At 38.9% G+C, this 16781-nt stretch carries 14 protein-coding genes, 1 pseudogene and 1 riboswitch; of the genes and pseudogenes, 6 read left to right on the plus strand and 9 right to left on the minus strand.

Annotation, left to right across the window (positions count from 1 at the left end; all coding sequences use genetic code 11):
• Positions 1-8: 8 nt before the first annotated feature.
• The 8 genes and pseudogenes from AC30SF_RS03770 to AC30SF_RS03805 all read right to left on the minus strand — a co-directional run bounded on the left by AC30SF_RS03770 (position 9) and on the right by AC30SF_RS03805 (position 9547).
• Positions 9-449: a hypothetical protein gene (locus AC30SF_RS03770; RefSeq protein ID WP_448757066.1), complete on the minus strand. Its 441-nt coding sequence runs from the start codon at positions 447-449 to the stop codon at positions 9-11.
• Positions 442-1197 carry an SDR family oxidoreductase gene (locus tag AC30SF_RS03775; protein WP_489607604.1) on the minus strand — a complete coding sequence of 252 codons (756 nt, stop codon included), beginning with the start codon at positions 1195-1197 and terminating at the stop codon, positions 442-444. Before AC30SF_RS03775 ends, AC30SF_RS03770 begins: the two co-directional genes overlap by 8 nt.
• 259 nt (positions 1198-1456) lie before the next feature.
• Positions 1457-2968: a fused MFS/spermidine synthase gene (locus AC30SF_RS03780; protein WP_489607605.1), complete on the minus strand. Its 1512-nt coding sequence runs from the start codon at positions 2966-2968 to the stop codon at positions 1457-1459.
• Positions 2904-3571 (minus strand): annotated as a pseudogene (locus tag AC30SF_RS03785) (fused MFS/spermidine synthase). Before AC30SF_RS03785 ends, AC30SF_RS03780 begins: the two are co-directional and overlap by 65 nt.
• 32 nt (positions 3572-3603) lie before the next feature.
• A complete protein-coding gene (locus tag AC30SF_RS03790; RefSeq protein WP_489607606.1) occupies positions 3604-5229 on the minus strand; it encodes a phosphoethanolamine transferase family protein in 1626 nt (541 codons plus the stop codon).
• A gap of 260 nt (positions 5230-5489) precedes the next feature.
• On the minus strand, positions 5490-5981 hold the full coding sequence (gene ilvN / locus AC30SF_RS03795; protein WP_021616948.1) for an acetolactate synthase small subunit: 492 nt from the start codon (positions 5979-5981) through the stop codon (positions 5490-5492).
• Positions 5981-7699: an acetolactate synthase 3 large subunit gene (locus tag AC30SF_RS03800; protein ID WP_489607607.1), complete on the minus strand. Its 1719-nt coding sequence runs from the start codon at positions 7697-7699 to the stop codon at positions 5981-5983. Before AC30SF_RS03800 ends, ilvN begins: the two co-directional genes overlap by 1 nt.
• A 315-nt stretch (positions 7700-8014) precedes the next feature.
• Positions 8015-9547, minus strand: a complete 1533-nt coding sequence (locus AC30SF_RS03805) for a Na+/H+ antiporter NhaC family protein (RefSeq protein WP_489607608.1) — start codon at positions 9545-9547, stop codon at positions 8015-8017.
• Positions 9548-9642: 95 nt separating this feature from the next.
• Positions 9643-9815, minus strand: a riboswitch (Lysine riboswitch).
• A gap of 161 nt (positions 9816-9976) precedes the next feature.
• Between AC30SF_RS03805 and AC30SF_RS03810 the strand changes: the two genes are divergently transcribed.
• The 4 genes from AC30SF_RS03810 to ftsH all read left to right on the plus strand — a co-directional run bounded on the left by AC30SF_RS03810 (position 9977) and on the right by ftsH (position 14024).
• Positions 9977-10393 (plus strand): H-NS family histone-like protein, encoded by a 417-nt coding sequence (locus AC30SF_RS03810; RefSeq protein ID WP_489607609.1) that lies wholly within the window; start codon positions 9977-9979, stop codon positions 10391-10393.
• Between the two features lie 68 nt (positions 10394-10461).
• Positions 10462-11298 carry a formyltetrahydrofolate deformylase gene (purU, locus tag AC30SF_RS03815; protein WP_489607610.1) on the plus strand — a complete coding sequence of 279 codons (837 nt, stop codon included), beginning with the start codon at positions 10462-10464 and terminating at the stop codon, positions 11296-11298.
• 161 nt (positions 11299-11459) lie between these two features.
• A complete protein-coding gene (gene rlmE / locus AC30SF_RS03820; protein ID WP_489607611.1) occupies positions 11460-12089 on the plus strand; it encodes a 23S rRNA (uridine(2552)-2'-O)-methyltransferase RlmE in 630 nt (209 codons plus the stop codon).
• Positions 12090-12203: 114 nt separating this feature from the next.
• Positions 12204-14024 (plus strand): ATP-dependent zinc metalloprotease FtsH, encoded by a 1821-nt coding sequence (gene ftsH, locus AC30SF_RS03825; protein WP_489607612.1) that lies wholly within the window; start codon positions 12204-12206, stop codon positions 14022-14024.
• Positions 14025-14112: 88 nt separating this feature from the next.
• Here the strand turns inward: ftsH and AC30SF_RS03830 are convergent, their stop codons facing one another.
• Positions 14113-14559: a LexA family protein gene (locus AC30SF_RS03830; RefSeq protein WP_489607613.1), complete on the minus strand. Its 447-nt coding sequence runs from the start codon at positions 14557-14559 to the stop codon at positions 14113-14115.
• Between the two features lie 227 nt (positions 14560-14786).
• Here AC30SF_RS03830 and sstT point away from each other — a divergent pair, with 227 nt between their 5' ends.
• Positions 14787-16034, plus strand: a complete 1248-nt coding sequence (sstT, locus tag AC30SF_RS03835) for a serine/threonine transporter SstT (protein WP_021616957.1) — start codon at positions 14787-14789, stop codon at positions 16032-16034.
• A gap of 126 nt (positions 16035-16160) precedes the next feature.
• The gene (locus AC30SF_RS03840; RefSeq protein ID WP_021616958.1) at positions 16161-16691 is read left to right on the plus strand and encodes a hypothetical protein; all 531 of its coding nucleotides are present in this window, start codon (positions 16161-16163) and stop codon (positions 16689-16691) included.
• Positions 16692-16781: the final 90 nt, after the last annotated feature.

The raw sequence follows: 16781 nt of genomic DNA on the forward strand, positions 1-16781 counted from the left end.
GGTTTTCCTTATGACATTAAAAACAGGCTGTCGTAGATTTTGTAGAAATTTATGACAGCGAATAAAACAACAAATACACTTGAAATCAGTTGAATTAACCAAAAAATTGCCCAAAGTAAAAAGGTTGCCATTGGGCTAAAACCAATCTCGGCAAGGATATTTTGTTGCTTTAAGTAAAAACTCCGTAAACTAAGTAAGTAAGCAGAGAGCATAATTAACAATGGAATGGCGACAAAGCAGCGGATGACATAATAGACGATGTCGATTAAATCAGGCTCATTAATGTAGAAAAATAATCCTTTTCTAAACTCCGGATCTTTAATGTATTCCGTCATCACCATATACAGCACAAAAAACAGCAAGGCAGGCGTTAGCCCACGTAAAAAGGCTAAATAAGGCTCAGTAATTTCAGTTAAAAAGCGGGAAAGTTTGCTGGGTTGTTTAGTCATTTTTGCTCACTTTTAACGGGTTAAAGGTTTGTGCCGTCGGCATGACTTCAATGCGGTTAATATTCACGTGCTCCGGTTGTTGATTAAGCCATAGGACGATATTGGCAATATCTTGTGGCGTGACATATTGCACGTTTTCATACACTTGTGCTGCGCGGGCATCGTCGCCTTTAAATCGCACGTTGGAAAATTCCGTGCCGCCACATAAACCGGGTTCTACATTGGAAACACGTACATTGGTGCCGGCCAAATCTGCACGGAGGTTTAAACTGAATTGTTTCACGAAAGCTTTTGTGCCGCCGTAAACGTTGCCGCCCGGATAGGCGTAATTGCCGGCAATCGAGCCTAAATTGATGATATGCCCTTGATTACGCGCGACCATTTGCGGCAAAACCAAACGGGTTACGGTGACCAAACCTTTCACGTTGGTATCGATCATTTTTTCCCAGTCATCTAAATCGGACTTATCCGCTGTTTCTAAGCCAAGAGCAAGGCCTGCGTTATTCACCAATAAATCAATGGCTTGTAATTCTGCCGGCAGTGTCTTTAATGCCTTTTCAGCTGCGTGACGATCAGAAATATCAAAGGCGAGAGGAAAGAATTTATTGCCGTATTCTTGTTCTAATTGCGTTAAACGTTCTTGTCTTCTTCCTGTACCGATGACTAAATAACCGGCTTTTAACAATATGCGACAAATGGCGTTCCCAAAACCGGCAGTAGCGCCTGTGACTAATGCAATTTTTGTCATGTTGATTTCTCCTTATTGTGGAATTGGTGTACGGCAACATTGATTTAAAAAATGACCGCACTTTTTACGATGAACAACATACTACTACACTAGTACAAAAAAATATAGGGTTTTCTGCAAAGATTTGAAAAAGAGGCACGATCTAAAAAAGAGGCATGAGAAGTGCGGTAATTTTTTTCGCTATTTTTGAGTGGCGATACCGCAAAGCATCATGGCAACAAAATGAATCAAGGAGACCTAGACCTCCTTGGTATTCACACTATTGATTAAAGGCACCATATTTATATTCTGTAATCATATTGGTATCGGTGATCACTTCCGGTTTGCGATTTAACGAGGAAAAATCGATCTTTTCGTATGGGATTAATGGTTTGCCATAAATTTGAGATGCCGCATTTTCTAGCTCTGCTTGAGAACTGAATACCGGTTGCACATTTTCCCATTTTAATTGGGATAGATTGTATTCCACTTGCTCTTTAGTGAGTTCAGGAATTGGATTCAATGAAGCTAATGACATATTCATATAGCTATAGCTGTATGGGAAAACCGCTTTTGAGGTATAGTGAGCGTCAAGGGAACTGGTCGTATTAAAATAAATAAAACCATTCGGATTTAAATGCGCTTTTGCTAGCTTTAAAAATTCTTGACTTAGCAAATTGCTTGAATAATTTCGCCAGTGGAATGTTGTATTCATCAGAATAAAATCAAATTTTTTCTCCGGATTTTTATTTAACCAACGACGGCCATCATCCGTAATCAGATTAACGCGTTTATCTTGTAGGAATTTTTGCATTTCAGGATACATACCGGCAAGTTGCGGATAGGCAGGGTTAAGTTCAATAACCGTCATGGATTCTAATTCCGGCATGGAGGTAAGTACCCTTGTCCATGATGCTGTACTTAAGCCAATCACTAAAATATTTTTGGCGTGAGGCGCAATAACCGGTAATAAGTAGGCACGTTCGATACCATTATGGTTATTTGTCAAGCTGGTATTTAACATGCCATCATAAACATTACCACCAAAAACCAGTTCATCGTTTTTATCGTTTAAATAAACTTGAATAAAGCCATGTTTATTTTCAATTAATTTCTCTAATTTTAATGGTTTTCCATCATCATCCATCCTTTTTGCCAGTGAATGAATGATTTCTTCAGGTAAAGTGAGGGTTGTTGTAATCACCATGATACTTGCAATGGCAGTCGCTATTTTTAACCATTTTTCTTTTACACAAAGCATGGCAGTCAACAACGTGATGAATATAATGAGAAAATAGGTTTGTTGCGTGGTAAAAATATCTAAAAGGTAAAAACCAATCAGTATTGGTGAGATGGTACAGCCGACAACATTGGCAAAATAAACATTAGAAATTGCCGCGCCGGTTTTCTTTTGTTCTGCACCAAGGTGATGCACAATTGGGAAAACAATTCCCCGTGCTAATGCACAAAAGAAAATGGAAATAATAAAAATACCGAATATACCTTGAATTGGGAAATAAATTAATATCGCAATTGCCAAACAATCAAGTAGTGCTGAAAAAATAAAGGAATAACCAATATAGTTGATATTTCCTTTACCGGATTGACATAGATTTTTACCAATCAGAGAACCGCAGGCAATACCTAATAAAAATAGCGCAAGTGTTAATGAAAAAATTTGCGGAAGAGAGGCACCATAGAAACTAAATAATCTAATCCAAATCACCTCAAGCCCTAAGCTGAGAAAACCACTTAAGAAGGACAGGATAATAGCTTTTTTCGTGATTGTCATGATTTACCCCTTTCTTCCGTATTTAATAAAAATAATTGTTGCAACAAGACAGTTAACGATTGCTGCTAAATAAATCACTTGAGTAATGGTTAAGTGATTAAATAGGAAAAAAACAACACTTATACAAGCAAATGCTGCACCTAATGTGTTGGTAAAATATAGCCAGCCAATATTATTCCCGATATTATCAAAATGTTGGTTCAAATATTGTGTTAATAGCGGTAATGTACTTCCCATGAGAAATGTTGGGAAAAGCAGCAATATAAAGTTAGACAAAGCAACAGTTGTCACACTTGAGTGCAAGAATAACGCTTTGACGAACTCAATTAAGGTCGGGCTTGCGAAACCAAAGATGCCAATACCAATCTCGGTCAGGGCAAAATAAAGAATGATATGTTTAGGAAATTTATCCGCTATACGCCCACCAAAGTAAGCACCGATACCAAGACCCGCCATAAAAACGGCGATAATAATAGTAATAGATTCTAGATCCACACCAAAGGCGGTGAATAACATTCTCTGCCAAGCGATTTGATAGATTAATGCGGCAAAGCCTGACATAAAAAAGACAGCTTTTACTGTTTTAGCACTATATTGATTCATCATGTTACCTTAATCCTAATATAAGTAATAGATTAAAATGTTGGAATGTTATCATCCTTTAATGTGTCATAAGGAATATTTTCTTCAAAGTTAAAAACTTTAATTTCTTCATCATCTTTATTTGAAAAGAAATTATAATGGGGATTTAACTCTTTTGTCTCTACGCCTATCCATTGAGAGAAACCATAAATAAAGTTAAATGCACTTCGTTTAAGATTAACTACCTCCCGAACCTTATCATCACTAGATATTTTAACAAAAGGAACGTCAAAGTTTTGTTTGTATTTGTCACCAAAATCTAAATCAACTTCTTTTTTATTTTCTTTATGCGTATGAGATAAACCATGATCTGAAAAATAAATTAACGAATAAGGCTCATTTTGTTCTTTTAATAAAGTCACTGTTTCCTCAATCAATTTATCTGTTTTTAAAATTGTGTTTACATAACAAGAGAGACTCTCATTAATAAATTCCAGCTTTTTCTCTTCTTCTTTAAGTCGCTGACAAAAATTACGGTGCGAACCCATTAAATGAATGACGAAAAGTCTTACATTATTTGAGTAAGTTTTTTCCTTGAATCTGGTTTTTAGTTCATCTAATAATGCCATATCATCGGCATTATTGGTCGTAAAACCGCCTTTTTTAGTGAAGTAATGAAAATCGGCAGTCACACCTAACCGACTGGCAAGCGTATCATATTTACCAATGCTGCCTTGATTGGATAACCAAAATGTTTTTATGCCGGCCATTTTAGCTAACGTAATAATATTATAAGAGTAATCTTTTTTGCCCTTATCTTTGGGGTTGAAATGTAATGTATTTAACAGTGAATGGTAAGTGGCAGGTGCACTAGAAATGTAACCTGCATTAATATATCCCTTTGTTTTATCTAAAAATGGTGTGGTGGGTAAATGAAAACCATAAGTTGACATATAGTCTCTTCTCGCACTTTCACCAATAATTAAAACATAGTTTTTATATTGAGGTTTTGCCGAAATAATATGCCAAGGTGGAGTAATATTTTGCACGTTTTCAAGATCGCTTTTATCATGATAATAATCAGCAATACTTTCAATGATGTTAGCATAAAATGAAATGAGATTAACTGGGCTATTAGCCAATGTCCAGTGTGCATCCACTTTATCATTGGATACATTTTGAATATAGAACTGGGTTGGCACCCAGATCACACTGAAGATTGTCACAATAGCAAGAAAGCCGTTTAAGATTTTTTTATGTTTTTGTTCTTTTGCTGAGATTTCTACTTGGTTAATCGCATATTTTTTTAGTTTATATAAAACATAAAAAGAGAATATAAATAATATAGGTAATCCTAAATTAGATAATTTAAGTTTTCCTAAAAATTCAAAAGATTCTGCCGGGTTAGTTTCAAAAAACGCGGCAATAATACCGGAATTTGGCTTGCCATAAGATAAATAGACAGGATAATAAAGAGATAATGTTATTGTAATAAACGTGACAAAATACCAAAATATTTTCTGATTAAATGAAAAAATTAAGTAATAGAGGATGTATATAACAAATAATCCATAAAAAATGCTATCTTCAGGAGAAATAGTTTGGGTGAGAAAAGAAAACCACAATAGCCATAACCAAAATAGGCGAGAACGTAGATAATTAAGAAAATTTTTAGACATAAGTAAATAAAATGTAAAATTTTCCGTATTTTATACGTAATGACTTATTGACTCAATGATTATTATGGAGAGTAGTGTAAAGATTTGTTAAAGTTTTGTCAGTTTTATCTGTATTTAGAAAGGGAATGAACGAATTGATTAAGCCCCACGATTGGGGCTTAGGTATTATGCGATGTTTAGCCTTCTTTGTTCAAGTTAAATTCAACGCTTGGGACAAAAAACATTTTAAATTTCAACCGCACTTAAGGTGGATATGACGGCTATAAATAGCCTTTTTCACCTCGTGGTAAGCTCACTAAACCGGAGCGGACGATTTCGATGACAACGGCTTCTTCTTTCAGAGTGTTTACAAAGGCATCAAGTTTATCTTTAGTGCCGGTGAGTTGGATAATGTAAGACTTCGTGGTAACGTCTACAATTTGTGCACGGAAAATATCCGTCAAACGTTTCAGTTCTTCCCGCGCTACGCCTTGCGCACGAACTTTAATTAACATCACTTCACGCTCAACGTGTTCACTGTCGCTTAAATTAATCACTTTGAACACATCCACCAATTTGTGCAATTGCTTTTCAATTTGCTCCAACACTTGTTCATCGCCGTAGGTTTCAATAGTCATACGGGATAATGTTGGATCATCTGTGGGGGCCACAGTCAGGCTTTCGATGTTGAAAGCGCGTTGTGAGAATAAGGCGACGACGCGGGATAACGCGCCTGATTCATTTTCGAGTAATACGGATAAAATTCTACGCATTATGCATTCTCCGGTTTAGTTAAAATCATTTCATTCATGGCGCCTCCACGCACTTGCATTGGGTAAACGTGTTCGTTGGCATCAACGTTGATGTCAACAAAGACCAGTTTATTTTTAATGCTGAACGCTTGTTTAAGCTTTTCTTCCAATTCTTCCGGTTTGGCGATTTGAATACCCACATGATCATAGGCTTCTGCTAATTTTACGAAATCCGGCAATGAATTCATGTAAGTTTGCGAATGGCGACCGGAATAAATCAAATCCTGCCATTGTTTCACCATGCCGAGGAAATGGTTGTTCAAACAAATAATAACGATAGGAATGTCATATTGCTTCGCAGTAGAAAGCTCTTGAATATTCATTTGAATACTCCCATCACCGGTAATACAAACTACCGTTGCTTTTGGATCAGCCAGTTTGACACCAAGCGCTGCAGGCAAACCGAAGCCCATCGTGCCAAGCCCACCGGAGTTGATCCAACGACGTGGTTTGTCGAACGGGTAGTGTAATGCAGCAAACATTTGATGTTGCCCTACATCCGATGCCATATAAGCATTACCTTGAGTTAAACGATAGATGGTTTCAATCACTTGCTGAGGTTTGATTACGCCGCTGTGACGATCGAAATCTAAGCATTTCACGGCTTTCCATTGTTCGATTTGTTTCCACCAATCCGTTAAATCCGATTGAGACTTCGCAAGGTTTTCATCTTCTAATAATGATAAAAATTCCTCTAATACGCTTTCTGCGCTGCCGACAATCGGAATCGCCACCGGTACGGTTTTGGAAATGGAGGTGGGATCCACATCCACATGAATCACTTTGGCATGTGGGCAATATTTTGCGAGATTATTGGTGGTGCGATCGTCAAAGCGAACGCCGATACCTAAAATCAAGTCGCTGTTATGCATTGCCGTATTGGCTTCATAAGTGCCGTGCATACCAAGCATCCCGAGGAATTGTCTATCCGTGCCGGGGAAAGCACCTAGACCCATAAGAGAAGAGGTGACCGGCAAATTTAACTGTTTAGCAAAGCGTGTTAAGGCATCGTGGCAGTTGGCTGAGATCACACCACCGCCCACGAAAAGCACCGGTTTTTTTGCCACCAATAAGGCTTTTAAGGCTTTTTTGATTTGCCCTTTGTGACCTTGCACCGTTGGGCTGTAAGAACGCAAAGTGACTTCTTCCGGATAAGTGTAGGCAAATTTGTTTAATGGATTAACAACATCTTTTGGTAAATCAATGACCACAGGGCCGGGGCGGCCGGTGGAGGCAATATAAAAGGCTTTTTTTATGATAGTCGGAATGTCTTCCGAGTTTTTAACTAAAAAGCTGTGTTTCACGACCGGACGGGAGATGCCTATCATGTCGCATTCTTGGAAGGCATCACTACCAATTAACCCCGATGGTACTTGTCCGGAAAGTACCACTAACGGAATGGAATCCGCATACGCCGTGGCAATACCGGTAATGGCATTGGTGGCGCCAGGGCCGGAGGTGACTAAAACACACCCCACTTTGCCGGTAGCTCGTGCATAGCCGTCAGCCATGTGTACTGCCGCTTGTTCGTGGCGTACTAAAATGTGTTCGATGCCCCCTAAAGTATGGATGGCATCGTAAATATCTAAAACCGCCCCACCCGGATAACCAAATAAAAATTCAACACCTTGATCACGCAAGGATTGAACGACCATTTCTGCTCCCGATAATTTCTTCATTTTTACCTCTTCCTATTTGCTTTAAAAAGTATCGCTTTTTTTGACCGCACTTTTATACCGATAGTATAAGTTTGGTGCATTGCGGTTTAATGGGGATTATTCTTAACGAAAAGAGGTTTGCTTGTCTATTGAAAAGTTAAGCGAGGATTTAGTTTTTTAGCCTATTTTACGAGATAAAATTCCGTATGAATTTGTATTTTTAAAATTTTATAAATTAATTTTTAGTTTAGATAGAAAAAATGCGACTTTATGTCGCATTTTATAAAAATTACAGAATTTAATTTTAAATTTAATTTTTGTGCGCGAGATCACAATTTAGCGCTTTTTAAAGATAAACACGAGTAAGGTGAGCACGGCACCTGTAGTAATAAAACCAAGTAAGCCCGAGTAGGTGAACCCCACTACAACATAACCTGCAATAGTTGCTATTGCCACGGTAAGGGCATAAGGCAATTGGGAGGTGACGTGATCCATGTGGTCGCATTTTGCCCCAGTGGAAGACAAAATGGTGGTATCGGATACCGGTGAGCAGTGGTCACCGCAAACAGCTCCTGCCATCACTGCGGATAAGCAAGGCAACATAAATTCTACAGATCCCGGCATGGCGTGAGAGGCAATGGCCGCAGCGATTGGCAACATAATACCGAATGTTCCCCAGCTGGTGCCGGTAGAGAACGCCATGACAGAAGCTAAAATAAATAACAATGCCGGCAATAAGGCAAGTGGCAATGTATCAGAAACTAAAGACGCTAAATAAGCACCGGTTTTCACATCACTTACCACATTATTAATTGTCCATGCGAAGAATAGAATGAGAATTGCACCGGACATGGATTTAATTCCCACGCCCCAAGCTTTAACATATTCGGAAGCATTCACCAAACGATCGGCAAAAATACACAGTGATGCAACCAAAACCGCACTTAAACCCCCAGTAACTAATGACACGCCAACAGTGGTATTTTCAAATGCCCCTAAGATAGAGAAAGGTTTGCCGTCAGCCGCTAAGGCTTCATTACCAGTATACATCATGGCAGAAACGGTCACGATAATTAAGGTTAAAATCGGTAATACAAGATTACGCACATGGCCTTTTACCTCAGAAGATTGTGTTTCGGTAATTTCTTCTGCACTTAATGCTAATTTTTCATGTTTTGCCATCGCACCGATATCAAAAGAAAAATAGGCAACAAAAAAGACCATGATGATTGAGAAAATCGCGTAATAGTTCATGGCGCTCATTGCCATAAACGCCCCAATGGGTGAGTAGCCGGTAATGGAGTAGGTGGCTAATAAACCTGCAATAAGCGTAATAATGTAAGCGCCCCAGCTGGATACCGGCATTAATACGCACATTGGCGCAGCAGTCGAATCTAAAATATAAGCTAACTTCGCGCGAGAAACTTTGAATTTATCGGTAATTGGACGCGCAATCGCACCCACCGCTAAGCTGTGGAAATAATCATCAATAAAGGTGATAAAAACTAAAGAGGCTGCCACTAATTTAGCACCACGGCGACCTTTGATGTGCTTTTGCGCCCATTCAGCAAAGGCTCGGTTACTGCCGGACATGCTTAAAAGTGCGGTCAAAACGCCAAGCAATAATAAGAAAAGCAGAATGTTAATGTTGTTGCTATTTAATCCACCTTCTTTAATGAAGAGGGAAGCAATATTATTTTTTAAATACACTAAGGTATTTAACGGTTCAAAATTTGCCAGCATGGCGGCGCCGACTAAGATACCCACGCTCAAAGAAAGGAGCACTTTACGCGTAATAATCGCTAATGCTAATGCAAACAATGGGGGAATAATTGACCAAATTGACGATGAGTAATCGATGAGTTCCATATGGTGTTCTACCTAAAATTAAGGGAGAACCACTGACTTTAAATACTTAGAATAACTAGAAATAATTTAAAAAGGCAGGCAAATAAAGACCTAACCTAACCAGTAGCGCTCCATAGTTTGATTGACTATGACAGTGACGGTTCTTTCGAAGACGCCACCAACCAGCTAAAACGACTCTTAACTGATTTCGGCAAACGTTCCTTTCCATTTTCTTCATCGTTATCCACTCTGAAAATATACTTATAACGTTTGCACCTCTACGTATGTATAGGACGCTATAAGACTACAATAAAAACAGAGAAATGCCAATATAAAAGAGATGTCATTGATATAAAATAATTTAAGAAATAGATATTTACCTTGGTATATAATTTGTTTATCATAATTCGGGTTCCAGTTTACTTATATTAATACCAGAGGAGAAAATTAATGAGTGAAGTATTGAAAGTATTGTCTAATATCCGTAGCTTGCGTCTTGCTACGCGTGATTTTTCTGTAGAGCAATTAGAAAATCTTCTTGAAAAGATTGAGACGCTTGTTTCTGAGAAAAAAGTAGAGTTAGCGAAAGCTCAAGAAGAAGAAAATGCACGCCAAGAACGGATAGCAAAATATAAAGAATTACTTGAAAAAGAAGGAATTTCTAGACAAGAATTAGCTGAAATTTTAGGTTTGGATGTCTCTGAAAAAGTCAGCGGTGTTTCTAAAAAACGTTCAGCAAGACCCGCAAAATATCAATATGTTGATGAAAATGGCATAACAAAAACGTGGACCGGTCAAGGCAGAACACCGAAGGCAATTCAGGCGCAATTAGATCAAGGAAAGCCTTTGTCCTCTTTTGAAATTTAATTGATAATAATGACTAAAAGAGACCCATTTTTATGGGTTTCTTTTTTTATCAAGATGACACAGAATTTATGATTGAGAATAAAATACTATTAACCGACTGTTCGGATGCGATTGGGTTAATCTCCAAAATTACCAATATTTGTTATAAGCACCAATTAAATATTGTGCATAATAATGAATTTGTTGATTTTGAAACTAAGCATTTTTTCATGCGTACGGAACTCCAAGGCATTTTTAATGAAGAAACCTTGTTGGCCGATTTGGCATTGAGTTTACCTGAAGGGACCAATTGCCGTCTCATTAGTACAAAACGTAAACGAATTGTGATTTTAGTCACGAAAGAAGCGCATTGTTTAGGCGATATTTTGATGAAAAATTACTATGGCGGTCTTGATGTGGAGATTGCTGCAGTGATTGGAAATCATGATTCATTGCGTACGTTGGCAGAACGTTTTGATGTACCCTATTTTTGTATTAGTCATCAGAATTTGACTCGTGAAGAACACGATGCATTGCTCGCCGAAAAAATTGACGAATTTGCTCCGGATTACATTGTACTGGCGAAGTATATGCGCGTACTAAACCCTAAATTTGTGGCACGTTATCCTAATCGCGTTATCAATATTCACCACTCATTCTTACCGGCATTCATTGGTGCGAAACCTTATCAACAAGCTTATGAACGCGGCGTGAAAATTATTGGTGCAACAGCGCATTTTATTAATAATGAGTTGGATCAAGGACCGATTATTATGCAGAATGTGATCAATATTGACCATACTTATAGCGCGGAAGCCATGATGAAGGCTGGACGTGATGTAGAAAAAACAGTATTGAGCCGAGCCTTAGATTTGGCATTGCACGATCGCATTTTCGTCTATAAGAATAAAACGATCATTTTATAGACCGCACTTTAATTGTTACAATAAGTACCTTTCTGATTTACGCCACCTTTCTGTCAAAAATCGAGGAAAGGTGGATTTTTTTTATTAATCATGATTTGAGGCTTGAAAACTCAATCTTAAGCCTTTATATACAAGAACATTAAAAAAACATAAGACAGGTTATGGGCAAGAAAAAACGCTCGGCGAGTTCTACTCGCTGGTTAAATGAACATTTTAAAGATCCTTTTGTACAAAAAGCGCATAAACAAAAGTTGCGTTCCCGTGCATATTTTAAACTTGATGAAATCCAGCAAACAGACCGTTTATTTAAACCGGGTATGACAGTGGTCGATCTTGGTGCCGCTCCGGGTGGTTGGTCGCAGTATGTCGTCAGCCAAATTGGTCGGAATGGACGCGTTATCGCATGCGATATTTTGGAGATGGATCCCATTGTCGGGGTTGATTTCCTACAAGGGGATTTCCGTGATGAAAATGTCCTGAGTGCTTTGCTAGAACGCGTTGGCGAAGAAAAAGTCGATGTGGTGATGTCGGATATGGCGCCTAATTTCAGTGGAATGCCATCAGTGGATATTCCACGCGCAATGTATTTGGTCGAGCTTGCATTGGATATGTGCAAACAGGTGTTGGCGAACAAAGGCAGTTTTGTTGTAAAAGTTTTTCAGGGTGAAGGTTTTGATGAATACTTAAAAGAGATTCGTTCTCTCTTTAGTGTGGTAAAAGTTCGGAAACCTGAGGCCTCTCGAGATCGCTCTCGGGAAGTTTATATCGTTGCAAGCGGCTATAAGTTTTAATGGTGAAGTCACAAAGAAAGACAATCAATTTGATAACTTTCACTTTCGAAACAAATATAGTAACCTTGCGACATTTTATTAACTTTATAAGTATGGAGTAATGCCTTGAACGATATGGCAAAAAGTTTAATTCTTTGGGTTGTTGTTGCTGTCGTAATGATGACGGCATATCAAAGTTTTAATTCGGCTTCTAACGGCAATTTAACGGACTATACCACTTTTATTACTGATATTGAAAATGGTCAGGTGCGTCAGGCTAAGTTTGAAGACAATGAAATTTTAGTTACCAAAGCAGATGGAGCTAAATATACCACTGTCATTCCTTTAGAAGATAAAAACTTATTGAATGATTTATTAAATAAAAAAGTTAAAGTAGAAGGCACCCCTCAGGAGAGAAGAGGATTATTATCTCAAATCTTGATTGCTTGGTTCCCGATGCTGTTATTAATTGGTGTTTGGGTTTTCTTCATGCGTCAAATGCAAGGCGGTGGCGGTAAAGCCATGAGCTTTGGTAAAAGCCGCGCGCGTATGATGACACAAGAGCAAATTAAAACCACTTTTGCCGATGTAGCCGGTTGTGATGAAGCAAAAGAAGAAGTGGCTGAAATCGTTGACTTTTTACGTGAACCGAAAAAATTCCAAAATCTTGGCGGTAAAATTCCAAAAGGGATTTTAATGGTTGGCCCTCCGGGTACGGGTAAAACCTTATTGGCGAAAGCCATTGCCGGGGAAGCAAAAGTCCCTTTCTTCACGATTTCCGGTTCTGATTTCGTTGAAATGTTTGTGGGGGTCGGGGCTTCTCGTGTGCGCGATATGTTTGAACAAGCGAAGAAAAATGCACCTTGTTTGATTTTTATCGACGAAATCGATGCCGTTGGTCGCCAACGTGGTGCTGGTCTTGGAGGCGGTCACGATGAGCGTGAACAAACCTTAAACCAAATGTTGGTTGAAATGGATGGCTTTGAAGGCAATGAAGGGGTCATCGTCATCGCAGCGACTAACCGCCCTGATGTACTTGACCCAGCATTAACCCGTCCCGGACGTTTTGACCGTCAAGTTGTGGTTGGTTTGCCTGATGTTAAAGGCCGTGAGCAAATCTTAAAAGTGCATATGCGAAAAGTCCCTGTTGGGCCGGATGTTGATGCAATGACGCTTGCGCGTGGTACGCCAGGTTATTCCGGTGCGGATTTGGCAAACTTGGTGAATGAGGCAGCGTTATTTGCTGCACGCACCAATAAACGTATCGTTACGATGGTTGAGTTTGAAAAAGCTAAAGATAAAATCAACATGGGACCTGAACGTCGGACCATGATCATGACTGACAAGCAAAAAGAGTCCACCGCATATCATGAAGCGGGTCATGCCATTGTTGGTTATTTAGTGCCGGAACATGATCCTGTGCATAAAGTGACAATCATTCCGCGCGGACGTGCTTTAGGTGTAACCTTCTTCTTACCGGAAGGCGACCAAATCAGTATCAGTCAAAAACAATTAGAAAGTAAACTTTCTACATTGTATGCAGGACGTTTAGCAGAAGACTTAATTTACGGCGAAGAAAATATTTCGACAGGTGCTTCTAACGATATTAAAGTGGCCACCAATATTGCTCGTAACATGGTTACTCAATGGGGTTTCTCCGATAAACTTGGTCCAATTCTTTATACTGAGGATGACGGGGAAGTGTTCTTGGGCCGTTCCATGGCGAAAGCAAAACACATGTCTGATGAAACTGCGCATGTGATCGATGAGGAAGTCCGTGCGATTGTGACACGTAATTATGCTCGTGCGAGACAAATTTTAATCGACAATATGGATATTTTACACGCCATGAAAGATGCGTTAGTAAAATATGAAACCATTGAAGAAGAGCAAATCAAACAGTTGATGAATCGCCAACCGGTCACACCGCCGGCAGGCTGGGAAGAGTCTAAATAGCGAGTATTTCGCTTAGTTTAGCTGCCTTCACAAGGTTTATGTATTTCTTGTGAAGGCAGTGATTTAATAAGCCATAAGAAAGGAAGATTTACGCAATAAAATGCGTTCTTTTTCGAGGGAGTTGGTGAATAATGTTTGTGACCACCCCAACGATAGGAAGATTATTCCAGTTAGACGTTTTAATATTTTCTTTGCCTTTATCTAACGACAAAAAGACGAATTCGCCGTCTGTGTAAGCGATCAATTCATAAAGACAAAAATTATTTTCAATCTCCATCACCACGAATTCTCCGATAAACACCTTATCACTCTTTTCAACGACTAACATATCACCCGCTTCAATTCCCCATGCTAATAGATTGGGGTTGGTGATATGAATAAAACATGTCTGTTTTGGGTGTTTTACACAATACAAGTTGAGGTCGAGTTTTTTGCGATAGTGGAATTTTTCTGATTTTTGTTCTTCAAAAAAAGGAAGCGGTTGATAGGATGAACCGCTGTAGTTCATTGAAACAAGCGTATTATTGTTATTCATGGTAATTCCTTAGCGTAAGCCTAAATTTTCTATATTTCAATTTTACTGTGTTTATATACAGTATGTCAACGTATTGCTGTGCTTTCTCATCTTGCTTATACCAATAAAAATTTGATCTGTTCTGTTTTCTTTAATTGAAATTTAGGCTATCTTTAATTTCCTCAGGGGAATCACATGTGATTCAAAGACTCATCGCAACTTTATTTGCACAACATCATTAATTTAATATGAAAACATCACGTTTAATTTCTTTATTTTTTCAGGGCAATTTGGTCAAACGGATTGCCATTGGCTTGGTTTTAGGTATCGTTGTTGCTCTCGTTACGCCTATTTTGGAACCATCACTCGGTTTTAACTTGGCAAGCGAAGTCGGCGTACTTGGCCAGATCTTTGTGCGCTCACTCCGCGCAGTTGCGCCATTATTAATTTTTGTTTTAGTCATGGCGGCAATTGCCAATAAAAAGGTGGGAACACAAACCAGCATGAAATCTATCATTGTGCTTTATTTGCTCGGTACTTTCTTGGCCGCATTAGTCGCCGTGATTGCCTCTTTCTTATTTCCGGTAGAAGTGGCACTTTCTGTCAAAGAAGATATAGCGTCGGCGCCTAAAGGGGTTGGCACAGTGTTATTAGATCTTGTATTTAATGTCGTGGACAACCCGCTAAATGCCATTTTTAAAGCGAATTTTATTGGTGTATTGGCGTGGTCAATCGGTTTAGGCTTAGCACTTCGTCATGCCTCAGACACAACAAAAAATGTGGTATCAGATTTTTCTGAAGCCGTGTCTAAGATTGTTTATGTCATCATCACATTTGCTCCTATTGGTGTATTTGGCTTGGTTGCTCAAACACTTGCAGATAAAGGATTAGTAGCGTTAGGCGGTTATGCTCAGTTATTAAGTGTTTTAATTGGTGCAATGCTATTTGTCGCCTTTGTCGTGAATCCAATTTTAGTCTTCTGGAAAATTCGTCGTAACCCTTATCCACTTGTTTGGACTTGTTTGCGTGAAAGTGGATTAACCGCATTTTTTACCCGTAGTTCAGCAGCAAATATTCCGGTGAATATTAATTTGGCAAAACGTTTGAATTTAGATGAAGAAACTTATTCTGTGTCTATTCCGTTAGGCGCGACCATTAATATGGCCGGTGCGGCAATTACCATTACGATTCTTACACTTGCAGCAGCGAATACATTAGGCATTGAGGTTTCTTTCAGTAGTGCAATTTTGCTCAGTATTGTTGCAAGTTTATGCGCATGTGGTGCTTCCGGTGTGGCCGGTGGATCCTTGCTATTGATTCCTTTAGCCTGTAGCTTATTCGGTATTTCCGATGATGTCGCCGCGCAAATGATTGGGGTCGGCTTTATTATTGGTATCCTGCAAGATTCAACAGAAACCGCATTGAACTCTTCTACAGACGTTCTGTTTACAGCGGCAGCCTGTATTGCAGATGAAAATAAGAAAACAACAGCATAATTGCAGAGAAAGGGTAGAGATGTTCTACCCTTTGTCTTTTATGGATATATAAAATCTCATTTATTTTGCTAAGGGGATCGGGTAGAATTTCAGAAAAATAAACAGCTTAATAAGGTAGTTACGATAATGAAATTAATGAAAGTCATCGCTTTAGTCTCGTTTGCTTCTATTGTAGTGGTCGGTACAGCGCTGGCGGCGAAACAAGGGATAAAACCCAAAGGATCGGAATCCGCCTCTTCAGCACCACAGGCAACGCAAACCACACAGAAGAATACGAATGACACGCCTCTCTCGCTTTTCCAAAAACACGTTAATATTCATTTTGAAGAGCGGAAATTTATTGTTAACGAAGATAACCAAGCCTATGTTCTGGCAAAATATTCTATTGAGAATCTGGGGAATAAGCCGATCAAATCGCTTTACTGGATTGCATCATATTGGCATGACCAACACATGCTTTATTCTCAGGATATTCCTCTCGATTTTGCAAAACCGCTAGCGGCGAAATCTAAAGCGACGGTTAACTTACGCATTCCGTTTAATAAAATTCAAGATGAATACCGCACGTTGTTTACTAATTCACAGGATGTCTCCGTGTATTCTGTTCCTCGTAGTGTAACCTTTGTGGATGGACAACAAATCAATGTCGCGAATTAATTGACGTTGATATAAAACGCAAAATATCTTGAGGGTATTTTGCGTTTTGTTTTTTTACCTTAGCGCACAAAATGTGTGGCTAAAGATGAT

The sequence above is a fragment of the Aggregatibacter valvarum genome (assembly GCF_980468985.1).